22 protein-coding genes are annotated in these 22746 nt (G+C 64.9%); 9 read left to right on the top strand and 13 right to left on the bottom strand.

The annotated features are described in order from the left end of the window. Nucleotides 1-25: 25 nt before the first annotated feature. Nucleotides 26-439, top strand: a complete 414-nt coding sequence (locus A3E1_RS0108040; protein ID WP_020520242.1) for a DUF2795 domain-containing protein — start codon at nucleotides 26-28, stop codon at nucleotides 437-439. On the opposite strand, the gene A3E1_RS0108035 is transcribed toward A3E1_RS0108040, so the two are convergent. The 3 genes from A3E1_RS0108035 to A3E1_RS39460 are packed head-to-tail and all read right to left on the bottom strand — an operon-like array spanning nucleotide 422 to nucleotide 3655. After that, on the bottom strand, nucleotides 422-1054 hold the full coding sequence (locus A3E1_RS0108035; protein WP_020520241.1) for a DUF2306 domain-containing protein: 633 nt from the start codon (nucleotides 1052-1054) through the stop codon (nucleotides 422-424). The two genes, A3E1_RS0108040 and A3E1_RS0108035, sit on opposite strands and share 18 nt — an antisense overlap. Nucleotides 1055-1112: 58 nt before the next feature. Then, nucleotides 1113-1772, bottom strand: coding sequence for a response regulator transcription factor (locus A3E1_RS0108030; protein WP_020520240.1), 660 nt, complete (start codon nucleotides 1770-1772; stop codon nucleotides 1113-1115). Next, entirely contained in the window at nucleotides 1736-3655 is a 1920-nt protein-coding gene (locus A3E1_RS39460) for a sensor histidine kinase (protein WP_020520239.1), read from the bottom strand. The genes A3E1_RS0108030 and A3E1_RS39460 overlap by 37 nt, the downstream gene beginning before the upstream one ends. 132 nt (nucleotides 3656-3787) lie before the next feature. Between A3E1_RS39460 and A3E1_RS0108020 the strand changes: the two genes are divergently transcribed. Together A3E1_RS0108020 and A3E1_RS0108015 are read left to right on the top strand one after the other, a co-directional pair. Further along, on the top strand, nucleotides 3788-4705 hold the full coding sequence (locus tag A3E1_RS0108020) for an ABC transporter ATP-binding protein (RefSeq protein ID WP_020520238.1): 918 nt from the start codon (nucleotides 3788-3790) through the stop codon (nucleotides 4703-4705). Next, entirely contained in the window at nucleotides 4702-5433 is a 732-nt protein-coding gene (locus A3E1_RS0108015) for an ABC transporter permease (protein ID WP_020520237.1), read from the top strand. Before A3E1_RS0108020 ends, A3E1_RS0108015 begins: the two co-directional genes overlap by 4 nt. On the opposite strand, the gene A3E1_RS39455 is transcribed toward A3E1_RS0108015, so the two are convergent. Then, the gene (locus tag A3E1_RS39455; protein WP_020520236.1) at nucleotides 5408-6202 is read right to left on the bottom strand and encodes a carbon-nitrogen hydrolase family protein; all 795 of its coding nucleotides are present in this window, start codon (nucleotides 6200-6202) and stop codon (nucleotides 5408-5410) included. The two genes, A3E1_RS0108015 and A3E1_RS39455, sit on opposite strands and share 26 nt — an antisense overlap. Before the next feature lie 10 nt (nucleotides 6203-6212). Then, entirely contained in the window at nucleotides 6213-6770 is a 558-nt protein-coding gene (locus tag A3E1_RS0108005; protein ID WP_020520235.1) for a TetR/AcrR family transcriptional regulator, read from the bottom strand. A 75-nt stretch (nucleotides 6771-6845) separates the two neighbouring features. Here A3E1_RS0108005 and A3E1_RS0108000 point away from each other — a divergent pair, with 75 nt between their 5' ends. Next, nucleotides 6846-8588, top strand: coding sequence for an ABC transporter ATP-binding protein (locus tag A3E1_RS0108000; protein WP_020520234.1), 1743 nt, complete (start codon nucleotides 6846-6848; stop codon nucleotides 8586-8588). An 18-nt stretch (nucleotides 8589-8606) separates the two neighbouring features. Further along, nucleotides 8607-9002, top strand: coding sequence for an ATP-binding protein (locus A3E1_RS39450; protein ID WP_020520233.1), 396 nt, complete (start codon nucleotides 8607-8609; stop codon nucleotides 9000-9002). Here the strand turns inward: A3E1_RS39450 and A3E1_RS39445 are convergent. The 3 genes from A3E1_RS39445 to A3E1_RS0107980 form a co-directional block, all read right to left on the bottom strand. After that, nucleotides 8989-9717: a hypothetical protein gene (locus A3E1_RS39445; RefSeq protein WP_020520232.1), complete on the bottom strand. Its 729-nt coding sequence runs from the start codon at nucleotides 9715-9717 to the stop codon at nucleotides 8989-8991. The genes A3E1_RS39450 and A3E1_RS39445 overlap by 14 nt on opposite strands. Nucleotides 9718-9774: 57 nt before the next feature. Then, nucleotides 9775-12210 (bottom strand): S8 family peptidase, encoded by a 2436-nt coding sequence (locus tag A3E1_RS0107985; protein ID WP_020520231.1) that lies wholly within the window; start codon nucleotides 12208-12210, stop codon nucleotides 9775-9777. Nucleotides 12211-12300: 90 nt separating this feature from the next. Continuing rightward, nucleotides 12301-13134, bottom strand: coding sequence for a peptidoglycan-binding protein (locus A3E1_RS0107980; RefSeq protein WP_020520230.1), 834 nt, complete (start codon nucleotides 13132-13134; stop codon nucleotides 12301-12303). A gap of 68 nt (nucleotides 13135-13202) precedes the next feature. On the opposite strand from A3E1_RS0107980, the gene A3E1_RS0107975 reads away from it, so the two are divergent. Then, on the top strand, nucleotides 13203-14063 hold the full coding sequence (locus A3E1_RS0107975; protein WP_026208214.1) for an aldo/keto reductase: 861 nt from the start codon (nucleotides 13203-13205) through the stop codon (nucleotides 14061-14063). Here the strand turns inward: A3E1_RS0107975 and A3E1_RS0107970 are convergent. From A3E1_RS0107970 to A3E1_RS0107960, 3 genes are read right to left on the bottom strand one after another with little or no spacing between them, the layout of a single operon-like run. Beyond that, nucleotides 14022-14774: an ABC transporter permease subunit gene (locus tag A3E1_RS0107970; protein WP_020520228.1), complete on the bottom strand. Its 753-nt coding sequence runs from the start codon at nucleotides 14772-14774 to the stop codon at nucleotides 14022-14024. The genes A3E1_RS0107975 and A3E1_RS0107970 overlap by 42 nt on opposite strands. After that, nucleotides 14771-16162, bottom strand: a complete 1392-nt coding sequence (locus tag A3E1_RS0107965) for an ABC transporter permease subunit (protein WP_245571114.1) — start codon at nucleotides 16160-16162, stop codon at nucleotides 14771-14773. Before A3E1_RS0107965 ends, A3E1_RS0107970 begins: the two co-directional genes overlap by 4 nt. Further along, entirely contained in the window at nucleotides 16159-17055 is an 897-nt protein-coding gene (locus A3E1_RS0107960) for an ABC transporter ATP-binding protein (protein ID WP_020520226.1), read from the bottom strand. The genes A3E1_RS0107965 and A3E1_RS0107960 overlap by 4 nt, the downstream gene beginning before the upstream one ends. Nucleotides 17056-17131: 76 nt before the next feature. Between A3E1_RS0107960 and A3E1_RS0107955 the strand changes: the two genes are divergently transcribed. The 3 genes from A3E1_RS0107955 to A3E1_RS0107945 are packed head-to-tail and all read left to right on the top strand — an operon-like array spanning nucleotide 17132 to nucleotide 19872. Then, nucleotides 17132-17794, top strand: coding sequence for a response regulator transcription factor (locus A3E1_RS0107955; RefSeq protein ID WP_020520225.1), 663 nt, complete (start codon nucleotides 17132-17134; stop codon nucleotides 17792-17794). After that, nucleotides 17794-18849 carry a sensor histidine kinase gene (locus A3E1_RS0107950; protein WP_020520224.1) on the top strand — a complete coding sequence of 352 codons (1056 nt, stop codon included), beginning with the start codon at nucleotides 17794-17796 and terminating at the stop codon, nucleotides 18847-18849. The genes A3E1_RS0107955 and A3E1_RS0107950 overlap by 1 nt, the downstream gene beginning before the upstream one ends. A 9-nt stretch (nucleotides 18850-18858) precedes the next feature. Then, nucleotides 18859-19872, top strand: a complete 1014-nt coding sequence (locus tag A3E1_RS0107945; RefSeq protein WP_020520223.1) for a 5'-3' exonuclease — start codon at nucleotides 18859-18861, stop codon at nucleotides 19870-19872. Here the strand turns inward: A3E1_RS0107945 and A3E1_RS0107940 are convergent. Continuing rightward, a complete protein-coding gene (locus tag A3E1_RS0107940; protein ID WP_020520222.1) occupies nucleotides 19844-20443 on the bottom strand; it encodes a helix-turn-helix domain-containing protein in 600 nt (199 codons plus the stop codon). The genes A3E1_RS0107945 and A3E1_RS0107940 overlap by 29 nt on opposite strands. 22 nt (nucleotides 20444-20465) lie before the next feature. Beyond that, nucleotides 20466-22691 (bottom strand): ATP-binding protein, encoded by a 2226-nt coding sequence (locus tag A3E1_RS39440; RefSeq protein WP_020520221.1) that lies wholly within the window; start codon nucleotides 22689-22691, stop codon nucleotides 20466-20468. Nucleotides 22692-22746: the final 55 nt, after the last annotated feature.

The following is a 22746-nucleotide window of genomic DNA, read 5'->3' as shown; positions in this document are numbered from 1 at the left end:
ACATGAACCTGGGTAGTCCCCAACTATGACTGACCGGGCAAACAGCAAACACGGACCACGCTTGGACGAGCAATTGGCGCAGGAAGTCCGGGGCTACCTGCAAGGAAGCCCCGGCACCACGCGCTCTGAGTCATGGCGTGAGGCCGAACCACCGGCAGACGGCGAACCAGAGCCCACCCTGACTCCGCTAGGGCATCACGGTGTCGACACCGGCGATGACCGCGACCCTGATTACCGTGACGAACGTGCCCTGATCGGCAGCTACCTGCCTCGTTCGGCATTTCCCGCCGACCGCGAGGGCCTGCTCAACGCCGCTCGGTCGGGCAACGCCCCGGACACGGTGCTCACCATGCTCGGACGGCTGGGAAACGGCCAAACGTTCGAAAACGCGCACGAGTTGTGGGACGCGCTCGACCTTGCCTCAAGCCCGCGCTTCTAGCGCGCGGCGGCGAAGGAGGAACTCAACGAGGGCGAGGTTGACGATCCAGCTCAACGCTTGCCCGACCGGAATCATGTCCGCGGCCAGCTGATCTGGCGTGACGCCAGAGCGAAACGGCAGCTGCGCGAGCATGAACAAGGGCACCAGGATGCGCGCGGTCACGGCGAGAAACGTCAAGGCGTAGTTGCGCATCATCCACGCTCGGTGAGCGGCGAAGTCCCGCTGACGGGCCGCCCGGTAGGCGAGCCATCCGGTCACGAGCCACAACACGGCCGGAATGGCTAGTCCTATCTGGGTTAGCAACCGTCCAGATAGGAGGGCGACCGGAATGCCGGTTAGCCCCGCGGGCACCACACCGGCCAGCAGATAGGTGCGGCCGATGACGCGGTGAACCTTGCGGCGAGCGCGAACCGTTGGCATGAACTGCAACGGCCCCAACGCCAGCGCTATGAACGCCGTGAGCACGTGCGTCACTAGCAATCCGTAGTGCATGTCGCTCGATGTCTCGATGCGGCTGGTCTCCACGTCGAACAGCAGGTAGGGCAGGACGAGAACCGAGCCAACGATCACAGCGACGGTGGAAAGGAGCCAGATGCGGCGGGGTGTCTTGACCATGGCGCCTATCCTCACCGGCCCGGCGAGAGGACACATCCGTCTGCGGACGGCTCTGTTCCTACGCCTGGGAGCGTAGGGAGTTGAGGTAGGCCAGGACGGCGAGCACACGGCGGTTGTCGTCATCGGACACGGACAGATTGAGCTTGGTGAAGATACTGGCCGTGTGCTTGCCAACGGCTCCTTCGCTGACGAACAGGCGCTGAGATATAGCGGCGTTGGAGCGGCCTTCGGCCATCAGTGCCAAGACTTCACGTTCCCGCGCGGTCAGCTGATCGATCCGGCCTGCCGCAGGACGGTTCGCGAGGAGCTTCGCGATGACGTCAGGGTCCATGACAGTTCCGCCCGAGGCGACCCTGTTGACCGCATCGATGAACTGATCGGCGTTGAGCACGCGGTCCTTGAGCAGGTAACCCACGCCGCCGGAGCCGTCGGCCAGCAGTTCGCGGGCGTAGAGCTGCTCAACATGTTGCGACAGGACTAGGACGGGTAGTCCAGGCACCTGGCGCCGTGCCTCGATGGCGGCCCGCAAACCCTCGTCGGTGTAGGACGGCGGCAGCCGGACGTCCACGACAGCCACGTCTGGGCGGTGCTCAGCGAGCGCGGCGGACAGTTCCGGCCCCGACTCCACCGCCGCCGCGATCTCGAATCCGTGCGCGCGCAAGAGCTGCGACAGACCCTCCCTCAGGAGGTAGAGGTCCTCGGCAAGGACGACGCGCATGGGATCTCCATGGTCAGCTCGGTCGGGCCGCCAGGTGGGCTGGAAATGGCGACAGTCCCGTCGAAGATACCCAGGCGCCGGGCGAGGCCGCGCAACCCACTGCCCCGGCCGGGATCGGCGCCACCGTGGCCGTCGTCGCGTACCACGATGCGCAGCAGGTCATCGGTCTCGTCCAAGCTGATGTCCACGTTGGCCGCCTCAGCGTGCCGGGCCGCGTTGCCAAGCGCCTCCGCCACGGCGAAATAGGCCGCCGCCTCAATGGGATCCGGGAAGCGCCGGGTGACCGTCGTGCTCACGCGGGCCGTCACCGGGCTATCGAGCGCCAGCGCCCGGACCGCGTCGACGAGCCCGCGTTCGGCGAGCACAGGTGGATGAACGCCCCGCACGACTTCACGCAGTTCCCTAAGCGCTGTCGCCGCCGCCTCCCTCGTCTTGCCGATGAGTTCCTTGGCCGCGGGCGGATCGGTGTCCATCAAACGCTCTATCGCGGCGAGGCTCAGTCCCAGCGCGACCAGTCTGGCTTGCGTGCCATCGTGCAGATCGCGCTCAATGCGGCGCAGCTCGGCGGCGGAGGCGTTGGAGGCCTCCGCGCGGCTGACGGTCAGTTGCTCAACCCGTTGCGCCAGAACGGCATCCGTGTTCGCGCCGAGGAGCAGTTTGCTCCACTGCCCGTGCAGCTTCAAAGCCTTTGGTGCCAGGGCTATCCCCACCCAAGCCAGCAGCAACCCGACCGGGACCGCTGGCCAGGCTTGGCCAGCCACGTGGCCATACCAGGCTCCGCTGTGGCCGTCGAACAGCAGCTGGACCACGCGCGGCAGCGCGAATCCCCAGATGCCATATCCCACAAGGAGAACCGGTACGCCAGCGATCAGGCCGCCAATGATCGGGTCAGTGCCACGCCACAGCACCTCACGCCATGTCGCGGGATCTTTCGTTAGCCACAGGGCGCGCTGGGCGAACATCGCCCAGCGATGCGTCTTGTAGAGGTTCTTGCCCACCCGGTAGAGGCCGTCGTCGGAACGTGGCACTTCAGGGAAAGGCCTATACGGGCGGGGGATCGAGACTCCCGTCCACGGGGCCAGGCTGCTGCGCCGCCAGTCAGCGAGCCAGCGCAAGTCTTCAAGCACCATCGGCACCAGGAAGAACAAGCCCAAGCCGTAGCCAAGGACCAGTCCGGCGACCGTGGCGGCGAAGACGAGTACCCCCAAAATGCTTGTCAGAAACAGAACGGCGAGCTTCAACACGGGCACGAGAGCGCGGCCAAACCATTCCCGCATGGGATGCGCCACGGCCCGGGGATCGTCCACATCAGACCGCAGTAACGGGCCGCCCAGCATGCGCTTGTTGAAACGCGCGGTCACCCGCACGGCGTATGGAGCCGTGAAAAGTCCAATGAGGACAGTGAGGGCACCGGCCAGCAGGCCCGCCCACCGTTGGTCAAGCCAGAACGGCATGCTGATCCCGGCACCAATCAAGGCGGCCGGCAGCACGGCGATCAGACCGCCCGTAAACGGGGAAAGCAGCATCCAGGCCAAGTCACGCCACGTGGCGTTGTCGCCGAGCAGCCAGTCGAGGTTGGCCATCATCGAAGGCAGCCAGGGCTTGCGGTAAAGCTGACGATCCCGGCGGTACCAGCCGTCGGGCTGTCGCACCGGGGGCGGTGGCGCCGGGGTATAGGGAGTGGCGATCGACACGCCGGTCCAGGCGAGCGTGTAGCGCCGCGCGAGCCCGGCCGCTTTGCGGGCGAAAAGAATCGGCGCAGGCAGTAAAAACACCATGCCGAGCCCGAATCCAGGCGCGAACGAGGCGATGACGAGGACAGATCCGAGGAATCCGATCACGGCGAGCCCGAAGAGCCCGGCGCCCTTGGCGAGTGCTTTCACCCGACCAGTGTCGCCGGGACGGGCTGGAGTGCACAGTGCGCCTACGTCTAATCCGGGGGTGGGGCTAGGTCTACCCCAAGCGGAGAGGTAGACGGATACCGCGTCAGGGCAGGGATTTTTAGCGTTATCGGCATGACAGTCATCGAAGTCGCGAAGCTACAGAAGCGATATGGCGGGCACCAGGCGGTGCGGGAAGTCACGTTTGAGGTGCAGGCCGGCGAGATCTTCGGCATCATCGGCCGCAACGGCGCGGGCAAGACCACGACGGTCGAATGCATCAGCGGCCTGCGGACTCCCGACGCCGGAAGCATCCGCGTGCTGGGCCTCGACCCGCAGCGTGACCACGCCAAGGTGCGCCAGCACGTGGGGGTGCAGCTGCAGGAGTCCATGTTGCAGGACCGCATCACCGTCACCGAAGCCCTGAACCTGTTCGCCTCGTTCTACCCCAACCCGGCCAACGCGGCTCAGCTGCTCGACGACCTGGGGCTGGCCTCCTCGGCACGCAAGCCCTACGCGAAGCTTTCCGGTGGGCAGAAGCAGCGTTTGTCGATCGCGCTCGCCCTCATCGGCAATCCCAAGGTGGCCATCCTCGACGAGCTAACCACCGGGCTTGACCCGCAGGCCCGCCGCGAAACGTGGCAGCTCATCTCCGACGTGCGCGACCGCGGCGTGACCATCCTGCTGGTGACGCACTTCATGGATGAGGCGGAACGGTTGTGTGACCGCATCGCCGTCATCCACCAAGGGGAAGTCGCCGCGATCGACAGCCCGTCGGGGCTGACCGCACGCGTGGCGACCGGTCAGGTCCTGCGGTTTAGCACGGCCGCGCTGGCGGACACTGTGTCACTGCGAGCTTTGGCCTCAGTGTCCACAGTGGAGCAAACCGAAGGCGAACTTGTGATCACCGGAGACTCGAACACCCTCACCGAAGTCGTGACCGAACTGAGCCGGCAACAGCTCGGCCCCGTCAACCTGCGTGTCGCGCAGCCCAGCCTCGACGACGCCTTCATCATGCTCACCGGCGAATCGCTGACAGGAGAAGACAAATGAACGCGACCCTGATCCGCACCGAGTTCAAGCTCTACTTGCGTGACATCTCCAGCGTGTTCCTCGGCATCGTGATGAGCCCCATGATCCTGGCGATTCTGGGCAGCATTCCCTCGTTTCGTGCTCCCGATCCAGCGCTCGGCGGACGGTCCGTCATCGCGCTCTATGTGCCGATCCTGCTAGGTGTGACCATCACCATGGTGGGCCTCACGACGATGCCCATCCCGATCGCGACCTACCGGGAACGGGGCATCCTGAAGCGGTTCGCCACGACGCCAGCACGGCCTGGCGATGTGCTGATGTCGCAAGCACTTGTGCAGTTGGCGATCCTGTTCACCGGTTCACTACTGGTGCTGGGTATCGGACGGGCGGCCTTCGGGGTTTCGGTGCCACGCAACCTTGGTGCCTTCGTGGTCGCGTTCATCCTGTGCTGCGCGGCGTCCTTCGGCATCGGGCTGGTGCTCGCCAGCTTGCGCAGCAGCAAGGTGGCGCAAGGGATCGGGACGGTGCTGTTCTTCCCGCTGATGTTCTTCGGCGGGTTGTGGGTGCCACGCGAAGTGATGCCCGAGACCATCCGCGGCATCAGCGACTTCACCCCGCTGGGCGCTGGGGTGCAAGCGATGCAGGACGCTAGCGCTGGTTCGTGGCCGCAGTGGCTGCACCTCGGTGTGCTGGCCGGCTACGGCATCATCGCGTGGCTGGTGGCTAAGAAGCTGTTCCGCTGGACGTGATGCCACGCGGATAGCCGGCCTGAGCATCCTTGACCCGCAAGGCTTCTAGCTCATCGCGAGACAACTCCATAACCACGATGGCCGGTTCGGTTGCCGCTTGGCGCAACCGCCGGCCATCTGGGTGCCAGAAACCGCTGCCGCCACACGACACCCAGCCGGGGCCGGTTCCCGCGAAGTTGGCCACCGCCGCGTACATGCGGTGGTCCATGGCGCGGGAGGCGAAATGAAGGTCGATCCGGCGCGCTTCTTCCACGGAGTAGAGAGCCGATCCGGCATAGAGCTCGGCACCCATCGCGGCAACGGTTTGCGCGTGAACCGGAACGCCCGCGTCGTAGCAAATGGCGAGCGCGATCCGCCAGCCATCGATGGTTAGCAGACGGCTCGGGCCGCCAGGCTGGAAGAGTGCCCGCTCCCGGCCGTGCAAGTTTTGCTTGCCATGCACGTCGAGCGAGCCATCAGGACCGAGCACGAGTGCCGCGAGGAGCGGCTTGCCGTCCTCGTCGCGATAGGCGGCCCCGATGACAGCGGTCACGCCTGCGTCAATGGCGGCTTGCCGCAACGGGTCCAGCCGGGGATCGTTGGCACTGACCCAACTGTCTGGATCGGACAGACAATCCAAGTCATAACCAACTAGCGACATTTCTGGAAACACGACGAGTGGAGCTCCGGCAGCGCCGATGGCGGTCACTCCAGAGTGGACATTGGCTAAGACATCGCCAAAGCGGGGCGCCGTCTGCACCACGGCGACCGTGAGGGTTGGTGCGGCCATGAGGGCCATCCTAAGCGGCGATCGCCTTTCGCAGGCTCCGCAGGCACAGGCTAAGCGCCTGGTGCTTAGGGACGTTGTTCTCCCGGGTGTGCTGCCAGGCAGCGAAGAGCATCGCCCACATGACCTGCTGCACCCACAGGGGAGTGGCTTCCGGATCGATTGACTTGTCGCTGTGACCGCGTTCGACCAGCTTCAGCAGGGCGTGATCAGAGGGCGTCGGTTCTTTCCACTCCGGCCCGCCCATCACGTCAGGGTCGGCGAACATGAACATCATGATGTCGCCGAGCTCGAAGTATTCCTGGCACAGGCGCTCAAGTGCTTGCGGCACCGGACCTTCCGCCAGCACCGCGCGCACGGTCGCCGTTTCGATCCGTTCCAGCACATGCTTGCTGAGCGCCTTGGTCAACTCGGAGCGGTCGGCGAAGTAGCGATGCAGCGTGGTGCGCCCGACACCAGCGCACGAGGCGATGTCGCCCAGGGAAGCGCCGTGATTTTGCGACAACGTGAGCACGGCGGCGTCCAGGATCGCCCTGCGTGTGCGGGCTCGGACCATCGTCTCGTCGCTCATGGGCCATACCTTAAGACATCATCAGTGCGGTTAATCACTTGACCATAGTGGAACACCTCTGTTCCACTATGGGACATGAGTGTGGACTCCACAAGTGCCCGGTTCGGCCTCCTCTGGACATATGCCCGGCCCCACGTGCGGGTGCTCAGCCTGGGACTCGTGCTGGCGCTGCTCGGCTCAGCCATGGGACTAGCCACGCCGCTCGTGACCAAGTGGGTGCTCGACTCACTCGGCGGCTCAGGCTCGATCGCCGAGCCCGTCGCGGCTCTTGGCTTCCTCCTGATCATGGGGAGCGTTATCTGGTACGCCCAATGGAACTTGCTTGGCTCTTTGGGTGAACGGGTCGTCTTGGCGGCACGGGAATCGCTGCTGCGCCGCCTGTTTGGCGCGACGGTGCCGGAGGTGACGAAGAAGCCCCCGGGAGAACTGGTCGCACGGGTCACGTCGGACACCGTGCTCCTGCGCGAAGCCGCCTCTTCAAGCGTCGTTGGCCTGATCAACGGAACGGTCATGCTCGCCGGAACGCTTATCCTGATGGGCTTTCTGGATATGGTGCTGCTCGGCGCGACGATCGGGTCGGTGATTGTCGTCGGCATTCTGTTCGCCCTGTTGATGCCGGCGATCGCCAAAGCAAAGGAGAGCGCGCAGGATCATCTGGGCCTGCTCGGAGGGATGCTTGAGGGATCACTGCGAGCGATCCGCACCGTGAAGGTGAGCCTGGCCGAACGGCGGCAGGCCGACCGGATTATCAATGACGCCAAGGAATCCGCCCGCTACAGCATCCAGGCCGTACGCAAAGAGGCGCTCGCGTGGACGATTTCGTGGACCGGCATTCAGTTCGCCATCATCCTCATCCTCGGCATCGGTGCCTTTCGCGTGAGCGAAGGCCTGCTGGAGGTGTCGAGCCTGATCGCGTTTCTGCTCTACGCCTTTGGCTTGATGGGGCCGATTACGGAGATCAGCCAGAACGTCACGGCGATGCAGTCTGGAATCGCCGCGGCAGGACGCATCAGGGAGCTGGACTCACTGGAGCAGGAGATCCAGCCACTGTCCACAGTGGAGGCAGTAGTGCCGAACCCCAGCGCACCGGTGCTGGAGCTGCGTGGCGTCACGGCCGCCTATGGGCCGGGGATGGCACCCGCGGTTCATGACATCGACTTGACGATTCCCCGCCGCGGCCACGTGGCCATCGTGGGACCAACGGGCGCTGGAAAGACGACGCTCTTCTCGCTGATGCTGCGCTTCCTGGAGCCGGCACAAGGGGAGATGCGCCTGGAGGGCCAGCCCTACCGCGAACAGACGCACGCGGGCATCCGGCAACGACTGGCCTATGTGGAGCAAGAGACGCCGGTTGTGCCCGGAACCATCAGGGAGAACCTGCTTTACAGCTATCCCGGGGCCAGTGACGCTGAAGTCAGGCGAGTGCTGGAGGAGGTTCAGCTCACGGGACTGGCGGACCGGCTGGACAGTCCGCTATCGGCCACGTCAGTCTCCGGTGGAGAACGCCAGCGCATCGCTTTGGCCCGAGCCATCCTTCGCACCCCTGACGTGCTGCTCCTCGACGAGGCCACCGCGCAGGTCGACGCGCTCACGGAAGCGGCCATTCACGACTGCGTACGCCGGCGGGCAGCTCAAGGCGCCGTCGTGACGATCGCTCACCGGCTATCGACGGTCATTGACGCCGACACCATCATCGTGATGCAGGACGGCCGGATCAGAGCGCGCGGAACGCACGAAGAACTACTCATAGCGGACAGCCTGTACAGAGAGTTTATCGAGACATTACGGATAGCCTCCGACGCATACAACGCGGCGTGACGGGGTACCGTTTCGCAGGTGACAGAGCTTCTGGTCCCAGGGCCGTTCGTCAGTGGTGATCTCGACCACGTGCGATCCCAGGTGTCCAGCCACGCCACCACGTGGAAATTGCCTGATCATGCGTGCTTCGTGCTGGCTTTGATCGCCGACGAACTGATCACCAACGTGATCGTGCACGGAGGTGGCGCTGGGCGCCTGCGCCTGCTGCGCCGCGGCCGGCGGGTCTACTGCCAGGTGAGCGACTTCGGGCCGGGCCTCGTGCACCCTCATCGCGCGGGCTGGCAGCCACCGTCCGTGTCCGACCCGTGGGGCGGGCGTGGGCTGTGGACCGTGCGCATGTTCTGTGAACGGTTAACTATCGACTCCAGCCAGATCGGCACCACCATCACGGCGAGCCTCATCATTGACGGCTGATCTCGGCCCAGCTGCGCGCGTCGGCCCACACGGACGCCGGGTTGACGAACGCGCTGAGTAACCGGGTCAGGCTCGGATCACCGTGGCCGTTCAGTTCGTCAGTGGCGACCTTTCGCACCGCTCCGCCGATGACGTCGGTGATCTGAACGCGGATGTCCATTCCGGAATCGGCGAACGTCAGGCTGCCGAGGCGGCCGTTTAGCAGCTGTCTGATGAGTTCAATGCGCTCAGGCGTCAGGGTTTTCTGCCGGTCGTGCACGACGGTGACCGGCTGGGTGCCATCGTCCCAATACTGAACCGCGGCCACGATCGCTGGAATCAGCGGGTCAAGGGCCGCCTCAGGATCCGTGGGACGAACGCGTGCTAGCGCGCGCAATTCTTCGTTGGCGGCAATCAATGCGGCTTTGTCATGCGGCAGCGCTTCGGGGAATCGGCGGCGGATAAAGAACTCTTTGTCGATCAGATAGACACTCGCCTTGCCCTGCAACGGGCTCTGCGGCCCGAGCAGCCAGCGCAAGACTTCCCGGTGTTTTTCCCGCAGGATGTGGTTGGACTTGTATTGCGTTGCGGGAGAACGAATTCGGTCTCGCAGCTCCTGCATGCAGCTGGCCGCCTCAGCGTCCGTTATGCGGATGCTGCTGTGGGCGAAGACATCCGTGGTGGTGTCGATGAGCTTATCGCCCTCGTAGCCCGATTCGTCACAGATGATTTCCACGTTCCGACTCTAATGGGGCGGCTCGCGAGGAGCCGCCCCATTTTCTGCTCAGGTGCTTTACAGGATGACCAGGTTCACCGTCACGTTCACCGAGTCGGTGCCGACTAGGCCAGCCGAGTCGAACACCTCCAGGACCACGGTCCAGGTCGTGGTGGCCAAGTCGCCGTTGGCGAGGGTGAGCTGGCCGGTGAAGTTAGCGCAGTTCTTCGGGAACACGATGCCACCGTTGCCTGAGCCCGGGACATTGCTTCCCTCGCACAGGACCCGCGATTCACTGCCGCTGTGTGCGGTCCAGCGGTAGCGCGTGCCGGCGATCGCGCCGTCCTGCACGTCCGTGCCGCTGCCGGTGAACTGGACGCTCACGGGGTCGCCGTGCAGCGATTGCACCGTGATGTTCGTCGCGGGCTTGGTAATCGTCGCGGTGGGCGCGTTCTGGCCCGCCGGGACCGCCTTGATGGTGAAGGAGCGCTGAGCCGAAACCCCTGCCGCGGTGAACTTCGCCGTGTAGGAACCGGCAAGTGCCTTGCTCGCCGGAAGGTCAGCGTTGTGCCCGATGGCGGTGTGCACGATGACACCGTTGCGGCGAATCTCCCATGCGGTCTGGACGTTCGGGACGGGCGCGTTGGTGTCCGGGTCGAGCGTCTGTGCCGTCAGCGGGACAAGGGTTCCGGCGTAGGTGTTGAGACCCACCTGTGGTGAGATCAGCTGCACCTGAGCCGGGGTGTCAATCACCTTGATGGTAACGGTATCGGTGCCGACGCGCCCGGTGCTGTCCGTGGCGGTCGCGGTGATGAGGTGCGTGCCAGCCTCAAGACTGTCCGTGCCGGTCCACGTTCCGGTGCCGATGTTGCCGTCGAGGTTGCTCGTCCACTTGATGTCGACGTCACGGCCCATGAAGTCCTTAGCCGTGCCCTTGAGGTCGACCCAGTGTCCAAGTTGGACCTCCTTGTTCGCCGTCGGCTGCTCGATGTTCACGATCGGGTTGGTGATCTGAACGCCTAGTGCCTTCGCCACCGCGCCAAGGGCGTTGACGCGACGCTGGCTTCCCGTGACCTCCGCGCCGAGACCGCCAACGTGCGCGGTGTCGTTGAGGATGTCGCGAACCTGAGCTGAGGTGAGGGCCGGGTTGGCGGCCATCACGAGAGCGGCCACGCCACCGACGAACGGCGAGGAGAAGCTGGTGCCACAAGCGGTACGGGTCGCGAGGTTGTTGTACGGGTCAGCCGGGTCAGCGATGCTCTTCAAGCAGTACTTGGCGTAGATCTCCACCGACGTCGTGCTGTCGCCCTGGCCGTAGTTGGAGTTCGGGTGCCGGGCTGTCGTGTCGCCGTAACCGCCGACGCACATCACGTGGGTGCTTTCGCAAGGGATGACAAGGGTGTCGCTGTCGACACTCACGCCACTGTTGCCAGCCGACGCGACGATCAGGGCACCGGTGTCACGCACGTGCTTCATCCGGCGGTCGGTCCACGTGCGAGCGTGCCAGACACCAACGTTCACGGAGCGGCCGAAGCTCATGTTGACGACGTCCGGGTCCTCTTCCTCGGCCATCTTCTCGGTGCGGCGCATGATGGACCAGTAGTCCAGGCTGTTGCCGACCGCGATCACGGTGTCGGTCACCGGACCGCCCGGCCCAGCCGTGCCATAGTTGTTGCCCACGCGGCCAATGCCCGAGAGGATGACATCCGTTCCGTGCCAAGGGCAGGGGTTGCCGCCACACTTCATCGCGTTCGTGTCGCCCCATGACGTCTTGCGGATCGTCGCGTTCGACGGGAAGTCAGGGTTGCCCTTGAAACCGCCGTCCACCACCATGTAGCGGATCTGCGGAGTCAGCTTTCCCTTGGTCTGCAACAATTGCCAAGCTGCCGCGACACCGGTGTCGTGTGTGCCGCCAGCGCGCATGAACGACCAGTCGAAGACGTTGGCCGGAAGGTCGGCCGCTTCAGAAACGTTGCCAGATTCGATGCTGTGCGGCTCGGTCAGCCAGTCGATGACGACCTCGGTGCCAAGCTTCCACTCGGCGGCGGCGATGGACAGCAACCGCAAGGTGGCGTCATCGCTGACTCGGTAGGCGCCGGACTGGCGTGGCTCGCTAACGAGGAGGTCTTCGGCGACCGTGGCCGGGTTGGCCAGGCTCGGGTCCACCTTGATCAGGTGATCCTGACCGTCGGCGTCGGCCGGGAACGAGTCAATGATCTGGCCGTTCCAGCGCTGCAAGAATCCGTCCAGTTCGGCCTGGTCGCGGGTGTGGACAATGAGTTCCCCGGTCACCAGTTCCACAGTGGACCCATTGGGCAGCATCATCGCGCCGACCGGGCGCGGGTCGCGGTTTCCTTCAGCCGGCTCAACCAGCGCGACAGCGGGCTGTACCCGCTCGTCGACACCGAAGGATAGAGGCGTAGTGGCGACGGCGGCCGAACTCGGGCTGATCGTGACGACCTGCCCGGCCACGGCCACCGCCGCGGCGACGATCAGTCTGGCGAGATGTTTCATGGCTTCCTCCTCAGGTTTTTGCTTTTGACACCTGTAGGAGAAGCGGGCCGGGCCAGTACCAACCAAAACTTGTTGTCGTGGAAGCGACAGCTAACCGCGCAGGTATTTCTCCCACCACGTGAACGGCATGCGATAGGCGGTCGGGGTGTCATCGGCGGCGTGGTTGGCCAGGCCGTTCTTGCCGAAGTAGTAGTCGTGGATCTGGTTGCGCGCGGCCGAGGCGAGATCAGGGTCAGACACCGCAGCGGCGTGGATGTGATAGGGCCAGTCGCCTTGCGACGGGTTGCGCAGCCAGGCCGCGAAACCGACCGTGCGCAGGGCTTTGATGGTCTGCCAGCGCTGTGTCGTGGTCAGGTTGGTCACGGAGATGTCGACCACGCCACCGCCATCGTGAGTACCAGCTGAGGAGGGGTTTGAAGAGGTGTAAGAACCCTGCGTGATGACGAGACTCCAGGAGAGCATCCCGTCTGCCGCGGCCAGCATATTGCGGGTACGAGTATTGACGCGCTTCCCACCGTAAGAGTCTGTGCGCGACCCCGTGGACACGGTGCGGGTGACCGTGTAGCGCCCGCTTCCCAGTGATGTCAGCGAACTCGGGCCGGGGATGCCGTTGGCGTCGATGCCGGTGTAACCCAGCGACCGCTGCCACGCGGCATAAGCCGACACCGTGGATGTCCCGTAGTGCCCGTCGACAGCACCCGAGGAGAGCAGTCCTTTGGCACTCAGAGCCCGCTCGACTTCAATGACACTGGCACTGGCCCCTGGGGTGAGGCCGGTGTTCGGCTTGGGCGGGTCAACCTGCGCCGCCAGCAGCACCATTTCCATGTCCACGACAGGAAGCGCCGCGAGCGCTGGCGTTGCTAAGAAAGTGGCCGCGGCTGCCGCTGCGCCTCCGGTGAGCAGTGAGCGTCTCGTTGGATTCATGGGGACCAGTGTTGCCAGGGCGCTACAACTGGCCCACAATTCCGCATCAGGCCGGCTAGGTTCGCCGGATGCGTTCTTGGATGCTTGGCGACCGCGTGGTGAATCGCATGGGGTTCGGCTCGATGCGGCTGACTGTCAACCCGGATCACAGCGTGGCGCTAGCGGTGCTGCGCCGCGCTCGCGAACTCGGCGTGAATCATGTTGATACAGCGGCGTTCTACCGGACGCCCGGTGGAGTCCTCGAGGTGGGCAGTGGAGAGGTCAGGTTCGCCACCGAGCTGATTCGCCAGGCGCTGGCGCCCTATCCCGACGACCTCGTCATCGCCACCAAGGTGATCCCCGGGCATGAGCCACTGCGGGCGCAAGTGGAGGAGAACCTGCGACGGCTCGGCACTGATTGCCTCGGCATAGTCAATTTGCGGATTATCAAGCGGCCGGGTCAGGACTCCATCGCGGAAAGCTTCGGTGAACTGGCCCGGATGCGGGACGAGGGTCTGATCAAACACCTTGGCCTGTCTAATATCCGGATCGATCATCTCGATGAGGCGAAGGCCATCGCGCCGGTCGTGTGCGTGCAGAACTCTTATGCCCTAGACATTCGCCGCGACGACGATTTGCTAAAGGACTGTGGCGACCGGGGGATCGCGTTCGTTCCGTTCTTCGCCCTCGCGGGAAATCAGCGCGAAGCTGGGTCGCTCAACGACCATAGCGAGACGGTCCGTCAGATCGCCGCAGCGCATGAGGTGACACCGCACCAGATTCGGCTCGCGTGGACCCTCCACCAAGGCGAGCATGTGCTTGCCATCCCGGGAACAGGCGACCTGCGGCACCTGGAGCAAAACATCGCCGCGGGCTCGATCCGCCTGTCCCCGGAAGAGCTGACCCTCCTAAGCGTCCCGCCGGGCCAGGAGCAAGCCCCCGCTCACTAAACCCGCCACGGCCCACAACGCGAGGACGCCTAAGCCGTGCCAGGGCTTGATAGGTAACTCGCTCAGGTTGGTGCTGGCCTGAATCGCCAGGCCAGCACTCGTCGGCCCGATCTGCTCCAGCTTGCGTTGCCAATCAGGGTCTGACACCGCGAGTGAAACCACCGGGAACACGAACAGCAGCGCCAGCACCGTGCCAATGGCGCCTGCCGAACTGCGCACAGCGGTCGCTATGCCAAGACCGAGCAGACCGATGAGCGTCAGGTAAAGCGCTGATCCTACGAGAGCACGCATGACCGTACCGTCGCTTATGGACAGTCGCGCGAATCCGTTGTCAGCCAGGATCGCCCGGCCGGCCAGAAACGCGCCGAGCACGGCGGCGGCCGAGGTCACGAGCAGCACCGCGGTTAGTACTAACGCTTTGGCGGTCAACACTCTTGTCCGGCGGGGGATCGCGGTGAGCGTCAAGCGTGCCAGGCCATTGCTGTATTCCGTGCCCATCATCAGCACCCCCGCGATCGCCGCGATGGCTTGCCCGAGCTGCACACCGGTGAGGCTCGTCTTCAGGACATCGCCACCGCACGCGACACACGTCATCGCAGCGGTGGTTAGGGCCGACACCCCAACGGTCGACACGATGACCGCCAGCAACAGCCATATCGTGCCAGGCGAGGTGCGCAGCTTCGTCCACTCCGCATGGATGGCCGTTCTCATGCGTCCCGCCTGCTTATCACGACAGCGGCCAGTCCAACGGCGACAGCGGTCCAGGCAGCCAGCACGGCGAACCCCAGCCAAGGCGAAAGGGGAAAGAAGCCCTCAGTCGGAATGTAGTTGTTGGCGACGTGGGCATATTCCACAGCGCTCTGCTGAATGGCGAAGGCCGCCGCTGGACTGATGCTCAACAGCCACCGCCCAGCACCATCCGGCAGAACCGACATCGCCAGGATGTACGGCAGCACAATGCCCGTAACCCCTATCGTCACCGCCAGCGCACTTCGCCTCAGGAGGACGCCAATGGCCACGCCGAAAACCGTGCACAGGGCAAGCAGGGCAGCCGTTCCCACGATGACCCGCACTTCGGTGGCTGTCGTGACCGGGTGCACGAACACGCCATTGTCACGCAGCATCTTCTGTCCAAACACGACAGCCACGGTCGCCGCGACCAGCCCGGTCACGAAAGTCGCGCCGCCGGCGACGATGGCCTTCGCCGCGAGCACCCGGCCCCGTCGCGGAGTGGCGCTGAAGGTCGTGCGCATGAGCCCACGGCGGTATTCACTGGTGACATAAGTGGTTCCAATGACGATGGCGAACACGAGCCCCAGGAACGTGCCGGCGAGCGCCTGCGTGACGCTGACACCCAGACCGGATGATCCGGATACAAGCGGGCCGATGTCACCGGAACCCGTTAGCTCCGTTTCCTCCAACTGCCCGCTCCAGGAACCCTGCTGGCTCACTTGACGGAAAGTCGCGGTCACGCTGGAGGGCCCGCTCGAGGAAAGCAAGGCCGATGCTTCACTGTGCTGAGGTGACGTCGCGAAGAGCCCTGCTTGCACCTTGGTGGGCAAGCCTTTGAGCACCACAGTGCCGACCTTTGTCCAATGTGTACCATCGGCCGACTGTTCGCCCGTAATGGCGTCGCCTGCACGCGTGAGCCGCAGCCATGACGCGGCACCGGCGCCCGCCTGATCGTAAAGATAGTTGTGCTGCAAGCGAACGCCGTGCGATCCCGTGAGCATGATGGCCGCATACGGCGATCCAGCTTTGGTGCCGTCCTTGATGATCAGCCCAGCTTTGGCCCACGGGGTCAAGCCTTGCCGAGGCTGCTCAGCGTTTGGCCCGGGCGGCAGCTCACCGGTCATCGACGTGACGTTGACGGTGAGGGACCCGTCCCCGTCTAGAGTTTGGCCGGCGAACTCGAAACGGTCCGTGACGAGATGCCCTTGCGGGCCGGTCGGCAGCTTGCATTTGTTGTCTGTGCAGGTGCCTTGCATGCCCGGAAACAGGCCGAAGGCGATGATGAAGCCACCCGCCAGCGCCATCCCGGTGACCCATCCCCGGACCGTGCGGAACTTCGTCCACTCGGCACGCAACTGCCGCATCATGAGCTCACCCCACGGTATTCAACGGCCTCACGGGTCAGGTCCATGTAGGCGTCTTCGAGCGACGCCCTGTGCGCGGACACTTCCGAGAACGGCACACCGTGTCCGTTGAGTCGCGCGACCACGGCTTCGGCCGTCATGCCGGTGACTGTCAACGTTGACGGCCCGGTTGGCTCTCCTTCCGGTAAAGCGGCCAGCGCAGCGGCGACGTCCTGTGAGCGCACGTTGACCCGCCCACCGGAAGCCGACGTGAGCAGATCCTTGACGCTCGTGTCCGCGATCACCTTCCCCCGTCCGACGATGATCACGTGATCGGCGACATCCTCTAGCTCGCTCATGAGATGGCTGGACACGAGCACCGCCCGGCCATCAGCGGCAAGCGAGCGCAACAGACCGCGCACCCAGACGATGCCTTCGGGATCCATGCCGTTGAACGGTTCGTCGAGCATGACCGCTCGTGGGTCACCCAGCAGCGCTGAGGCGATGCCCAGCCGCTGGCGCATCCCGAGCGAGAAGCCGCCCGCCCGGCGCTTGGCGACTCCCGTTAAGCCCGTCTGTCCCAGCACGGCGTCCACCCGCTTGCCGGTCAGCCCTTGGGAGTGCGCCATCCAAAGGAGATGGTCACGCGCGGTGCGGCTGGGCTGCAGCGCGCTCGCGTCCAGCAGCGAGCCCAGGACGCACAGCGGCTGCCGCAGCTGGCGGTAACGCTGCCCATCGACAAGAGTCGTTCCCTCGTCAGCCGCGTCGAGCCCCAGAACCACGCGCATGGTGGTTGATTTGCCCGCCCCGTTGGGCCCGACGAAACCGGTCACCTTACCCGGCTCGACCTTGAAGGTCATGCCGTCGAGGGCGAGCTGCGGGCCAAAACGCTTTCGTAAGCCATTTACCTCGATCATGCGCTCAGTTCTACGAGGGCGATGGTGACAGCACGGTGTCACCTGTTTGCCACCTGCGGCCTGGCATCGTGGACTCATGCGCGTTTTAGTCGTCGAAGATTTCGAGATCCTGGCCCGGACGATCGGGACCGGTCTGCGCCGCGAGGGCATGGCCGTAGATGTGGTGCTCGACGGAGCTGACGCGCTCGAACACCTGGCCGTGACGCCTTACGACGTGGTGGTGCTCGACCGCGACCTGCCCGGCGTTCACGGCGACGAGGTGTGCCGCCGGATCGTCGCTGAGCACTCAGGCAGCAAGGTGCTGATGCTGACCGCCGCGAGCACGGTGCGTGAACGCGTGGACGGGCTGGGATTAGGGGCCGACGACTACCTGCCCAAGCCCTTCGACTTCGCCGAACTGGTCGCCCGCGTGCGCGCCCTCGGACGGCGGCCGGCGCAATCCCTGCCGCCCGTGCTGGAATACGGCGACCTCACCCTGGACCCCAGTCGCCGAGTGGCTTCGCGCGCGGGACAGCGCCTTGACTTGAGCCCCAAGGAGTTCTCGTTGCTCGAACACCTCATGGCGGCGGCGGGACGCCCTGTCTCGGCCGAAGAACTCCTCGACCGCGTCTGGGACGAGGCGGCGGATCCGTTCACGACCACGGTGAAAACCACGATCCGGCGGCTGCGCGCCAAACTGGGGGGCCCACCGGTCATCCACACGGTCCGCGAGGCTGGCTACCGGCTGGGAGCAGAGTAATGCGGCGGCTCTCCCTGCGTACCCAATTGATGCTTTTATATGCTGTGCCCTTCTTCTTTTCGGGTGCGGCGCTGCTGAGCATTCCGATTCTGTCGACGTCACAGACGGAACCCGCTGGGGGGCAAGGTGTTCCAGGTGGAGGTCCGGCACCGGAACCCAATCAGGCCTTGCTCACGTCCTCCGCGGTCGGGCTCGCCCTCATGGTCGTCGTGTCGTTCATCCTCGGCTGGATTATCGCCGGGCGATTCCTTCGTCCACTTCGGACAGTGACGGCGACGGCCAATGACATCTCTGCCAACAATCTGCACCAGCGCTTGCCGGTGCAGGGCAACAACGAGTTCGCTGAACTGTCCGGCACCCTGAACGACTTGTTCGAACGCCTCGAACGCTCCTTCGAGTCGCAGCGCCGGTTCGTCGCGAACGCGTCGCATGAGTTGCGCACCCCGCTGACGGCCGAACGAGCCCTGCTGCAAGTGGCGCTCGCCGATCCCAACGCCAGCGCGGCGTCGTTGCGCGAGGTGTGCCACGAACTCATCGGGCTCAGCGAGGCTCAAGAGCGGCTGATCGACTCGCTGCTGACTCTCGCCAGCGGTGAACAAGGGATCGAGCAGCGTGAGCCCATCGATCTCGGCGACATCGCGACGGCTGTGGTGGCGGCGCGCGACGGCGCGGCGAAGCGGCGCGGCGTCACCATCGAGACGTCGCTGCGGCCGGCGCCGACCTCGGGTGATCCGCGACTGGCCGAAAGCCTGATCGCCAACCTTGTGGACAACGCCATCCGGCACAACGTCGCAGGTGGAACGGTGTCGGTCAGCACGACGGGCATGCCGGGCATCAGAGTGGTCAACAGCGGCAAGGTCATCGCACCCGATCAGGTGGAACAACTTTTTCAGCCGTTTCAGCGGCTCGGTGCCCAGCGCGTCCATCACCACGATGGTCATGGGCTTGGCCTGGCGATTGTCCAGGCGATCGCGACCGCGCACGGTGCCGTGATCACCGCGAACGCCCGCCCCGAAGGTGGCCTCGACATAGAAGTCAGCTTTCCGCGCCGATAGGCTGGGCGAGTGCCGGTGCCCCCCGCTCCGCTGCTGCTCGCGTTAGACGGAAATAGCCTGCTCCATCGTGCCTATCACGCTGCCTCGATGGAGGCCCTCACCGACGCCAGCGGCCGTCCGGTTTGGGCACTCAAAGGGCTGGTCAACTACCTGGCGCGGGCTGCGGCACACCTGCGTCCTGACGCGATCGTCGTGGGGTTCGACTGCCCGCAAGATTCCGCTCGCAAGATTGACTACCCGGGTTATAAGGCGCAGCGGCCAGAAAAGCCGGCCGATCTCGCGACCCAAATCCTTATGGCGCCGGAATTGCTGCGCGCCGCTGGGATCTGCACCGTTGTGCCGCGCGCTTTCGAAGCCGATGATGTGCTGGCTAGCTCGGCGCGTCACGCGCGAGAGCGCGGATGGCGCTCGGTTCTCATGACGAGTGACCGCGACGCCTTCGCGCTCATTGACGATTTAACTTCAGTTTTGAGGGTACGCAACGGAGGCTTCGACGAGGCGGTCATCGTCGACGCGGCTAGCCTCAAGGCGGTCTGTGGCGTCGACCCGTGGCAATACCGCGACTACGCCGCTCTTCGCGGTGACCCGTCGGACAACCTCCATGGCGTGCGCCAATTCGGCGCGTCCCGGGCGGCCCGTCTGCTAAACGCCTTCGGCACTGTGGACGCGGCGTGGGAAGCAACTTCGCAAGACGTTAGCGAAGCGGTCGGAGAGCTTGCGGCACAACAGCTGCACCGGCCCGAGATGCGCCAGGTCGTTGACCGCAACCGGCGGTTGATGACGATGCGATGCGACCTGGAGCTACCGTCGATTGACGACATGCGGCTGCCGTTGAGCTATCCGGTGATGCGGCGCGCCCTGCAGGCTCACGGCATCAATTACGGCCCGTCGCTGTGGGCACTCGTCGGCGGGGGCACTCCCGTTGCCGCGCAACGCCATCCACTCGAACTCAAGCCGTGGGTCTATCGCAAAGGCCTGCGCTCGCGCGTCGACCCTATCCCCGGTCAGCTGACTTTGTTTTAGGGCGAGCTCTGAGATGAGCTCTTTCGCCTTGCCTGCCGAACAGGCTGAGAATCTCGACGGGCTCGGCGTTTGCTGAGCCGAACCAATGCGGCACACGGGTATCGAACTCAGCCGCTTCACCGGGCGACATGACAAAGTCGTGCTCCCCGAGGACGACACGCAACTGTCCATTGAGGACATAGAGCCACTCGTAGCCTTCGTGCGTCTTTAGATCGGGTTCGCGGCGCTTGCTGTTGGCCTGGAACACGAGTTTGTAGGCTTGAATCCCGCCGGGACGGCGTGTCAACGGCAGCATCGTCATCCCGTTGCGGACGACGGGCCGTAGGTGAACGCGGGGATCGCCGGTCGGTGGCGCGTCGACGAGTTCGTCAAGGGTGACACCGTGGGCGCGGGCTAGCGGAAGGAGCTGTTCGAGAGTGGGCCGGCGGCCGCCTGACTCCAGCCGGGACAGCGTGCTCACGGAGATGCCGGTCGCGGCCGACAGCTCCGCCAGCGTCGTCTCACGTTCTTTGCGTAACGCCTTGAGCCGTGGCCCGACCGCGTCAAGCGCGTCACCGATCTCACTGTCCATGTCCATAGTCTTGCCGATGCGCTCACAGATCGCCCAGCTTCGCCCGCACTTGCGCGGCGTCGGCGTGCTCAAGCTCGGTCAGGATGCGGAGCGCTTGCTCCCAGCTGACCGCCGCCTGAGCCCGCTTAGCCGCCGCGAGCTGCGTGTCACCGAGGTGGCTCAGGACATTGGCTTCGTAGTATCGGTTCCCGAGATCGCGATGCAGCTCGACAGCCTGCGTGTAGCAGCTGACCGCTAAGTCGTGCTGGCCCAGATGGTGATGGATGTAGCCGAGGCTGTCCCACGCGGCTGCCTGGCCAGAACGGTTCGCCAGCTCCGTCTGCAGCGCTAGCGCCTCCTCGCAATGCCGCAGCGCTTCGTCGCATTGGCCGAGCTGGGCCAGGCTCCAGCCCACCGCGTTGAGCCCATCGGCTCTGCCGGGCATGGAGCCGGAAATCTCGAACAACCGCAAGGCTTGCTGGGCATGATGAAGTGTATTGTCTAGCAGCCCCAGACGTTCGTAAACGAACGCCAAATGATTGTGGGTGTGGGCCTGCCCGCGAGCATCATCGGCCTCGGCCGTCAGTTCCAGCGCTTGCTGCAGATAGCTGAGCGCCTCCTCCAGACTGCCAAGTTGCGTGAAATCCAGCGCTAGCAAGCGAAGCGCGCGAGCCTGAGCGCCAACGTCGCCGAGGCGCCGGGCCGCGGTGAGCGCCGCCCGCTGGGTGCTGATGTCGGCCTGCCAGTCGCCGCGGCGATTAAGAAAGTCGGTGAAGATCCAGGCCAGTTGCCACGCATGGTTGTTCCACTGAGCCGCCGCTGCGTAATCGATGACCGCCAATAACACCGAGCGTTCCGCTGTGAACCAGGCGAGAGCGTCATCGTGGTCCTCCGGTTGCTCTGGCGTGGTGCCGGGCTGAAGCTGATCGAGCGTTATCCGTTCGCCCGCTGGGATGAGGAGGCAGTTGGCGGCGAAGGCCGAGTGCAGATAGTGGTCGAGCATGCGACGACGCGCGTCGGGCTCGGCTTCCAGTTCGCAGGCATAGGCACGAATCAGATCGTGCATCCCGAAGCGCCCTGGCTGGTGTTCCAGAATCAGATTGGCTTCCGTCAGCTCTTTCAACGGCAAGCGTTGCTCGCGAACGGATCCGCCCGCCAGACTCGCCGCGGCCTTGATCGAGATGTCTGGCCCCGGATGTGCGCCGAGCAGTCGGAATAGCCGTGCCGCCGGCGCCGAAAGTGCCTGGTACGAAACGGCGAACGTGGTTCGGGCACTTGCCGTGGGATCGTTGCCGTCTAGGGCATCCAGACCTTCACCTTCGCTGAGTTCCGTGGCCAAATCCGCGAGAGTGAAATGGGGATGCGCCGCCGCACGCGCAGCGACAATGGATAGGGCTAAGGGCAACCGTCCACACCGGACGACGATCTCGCGCGCTGACTCCAGATCGGCAGCGACGCGCTCCGCGCTGAGCCGTGCGGCTAGCAGGTCAAGAGCCTCGTGTTCGGACAACAGATCTAGGGTTAGCAGCTGGGCCCCATCGGTCGTCGCCAGGCTGGTGAGCTGATTGCGGCTGGTGACGAGTGTGAGACAGCCGGTGTCGCCTGGCAGCAGAGGCCGAACCTGTTCGGCATCACGGGCGTTGTCCAGCACGATCAGAATCCGTTTACTCGCCAGCACACTGCGGTAGAGACCGGCCTGTGCTTCGGCACTGCCCGGAATCCGGCGCGCCGGGATGTCGAGCGCCTCCAAGAACGCGTGCACGACACTGGCTGGGCTGACCGGAGGCCGAGACGGGTCGAATCCATGCAGGTTCGCGTAGAGCTGGCCGTCGGGATACAGCTCCTTCAACTGATGAGCGCAGTGCAGGGCGAAGGCCGTCTTGCCGATCCCAGCCATGCCGGAGATAGCCGAGATGACCACGGTGCTGGACTGACCGGCGACTTCGGCCATGGCTTTGGCGGGCGCCGCACGGCCGGCGAAGTGCGCGATGACCGCAGGCAATTGCCGTGGTGCTGAAGGAGACGGCGTCTCAGGCCGGGGCACCGAGGGTCTGGCCGCCGCGGCCTGGAACGCGCGACGTTCCTGTTCAGACAGCCCCAGTGCGTCGGCGAGGCGGGCGACGGTGTCGCCGTAGGGAAACCGGCGATCGCCTCGTTCCAGAGCCCCGACCGCCTGTCCGCTAAGCCTTGCCAGCTCAGCAAGCGCTTCTTGGGTCAGGCCGTTGGCTCTTCGATGTGCTCGCAACAACGCGGCGAAAGACGTGTCCATCTGACCTCCCCGGAGCCGAATTGTATAGGTGGACTGTGAAGGTTGTCGCTGGCTT

This window comes from Catelliglobosispora koreensis DSM 44566 (assembly GCF_000379685.1).
GTDB lineage: Bacteria > Actinomycetota > Actinomycetes > Mycobacteriales > Micromonosporaceae > Catelliglobosispora > Catelliglobosispora koreensis.
This window is presented reverse-complemented; position numbering and strand designations above follow the sequence as displayed.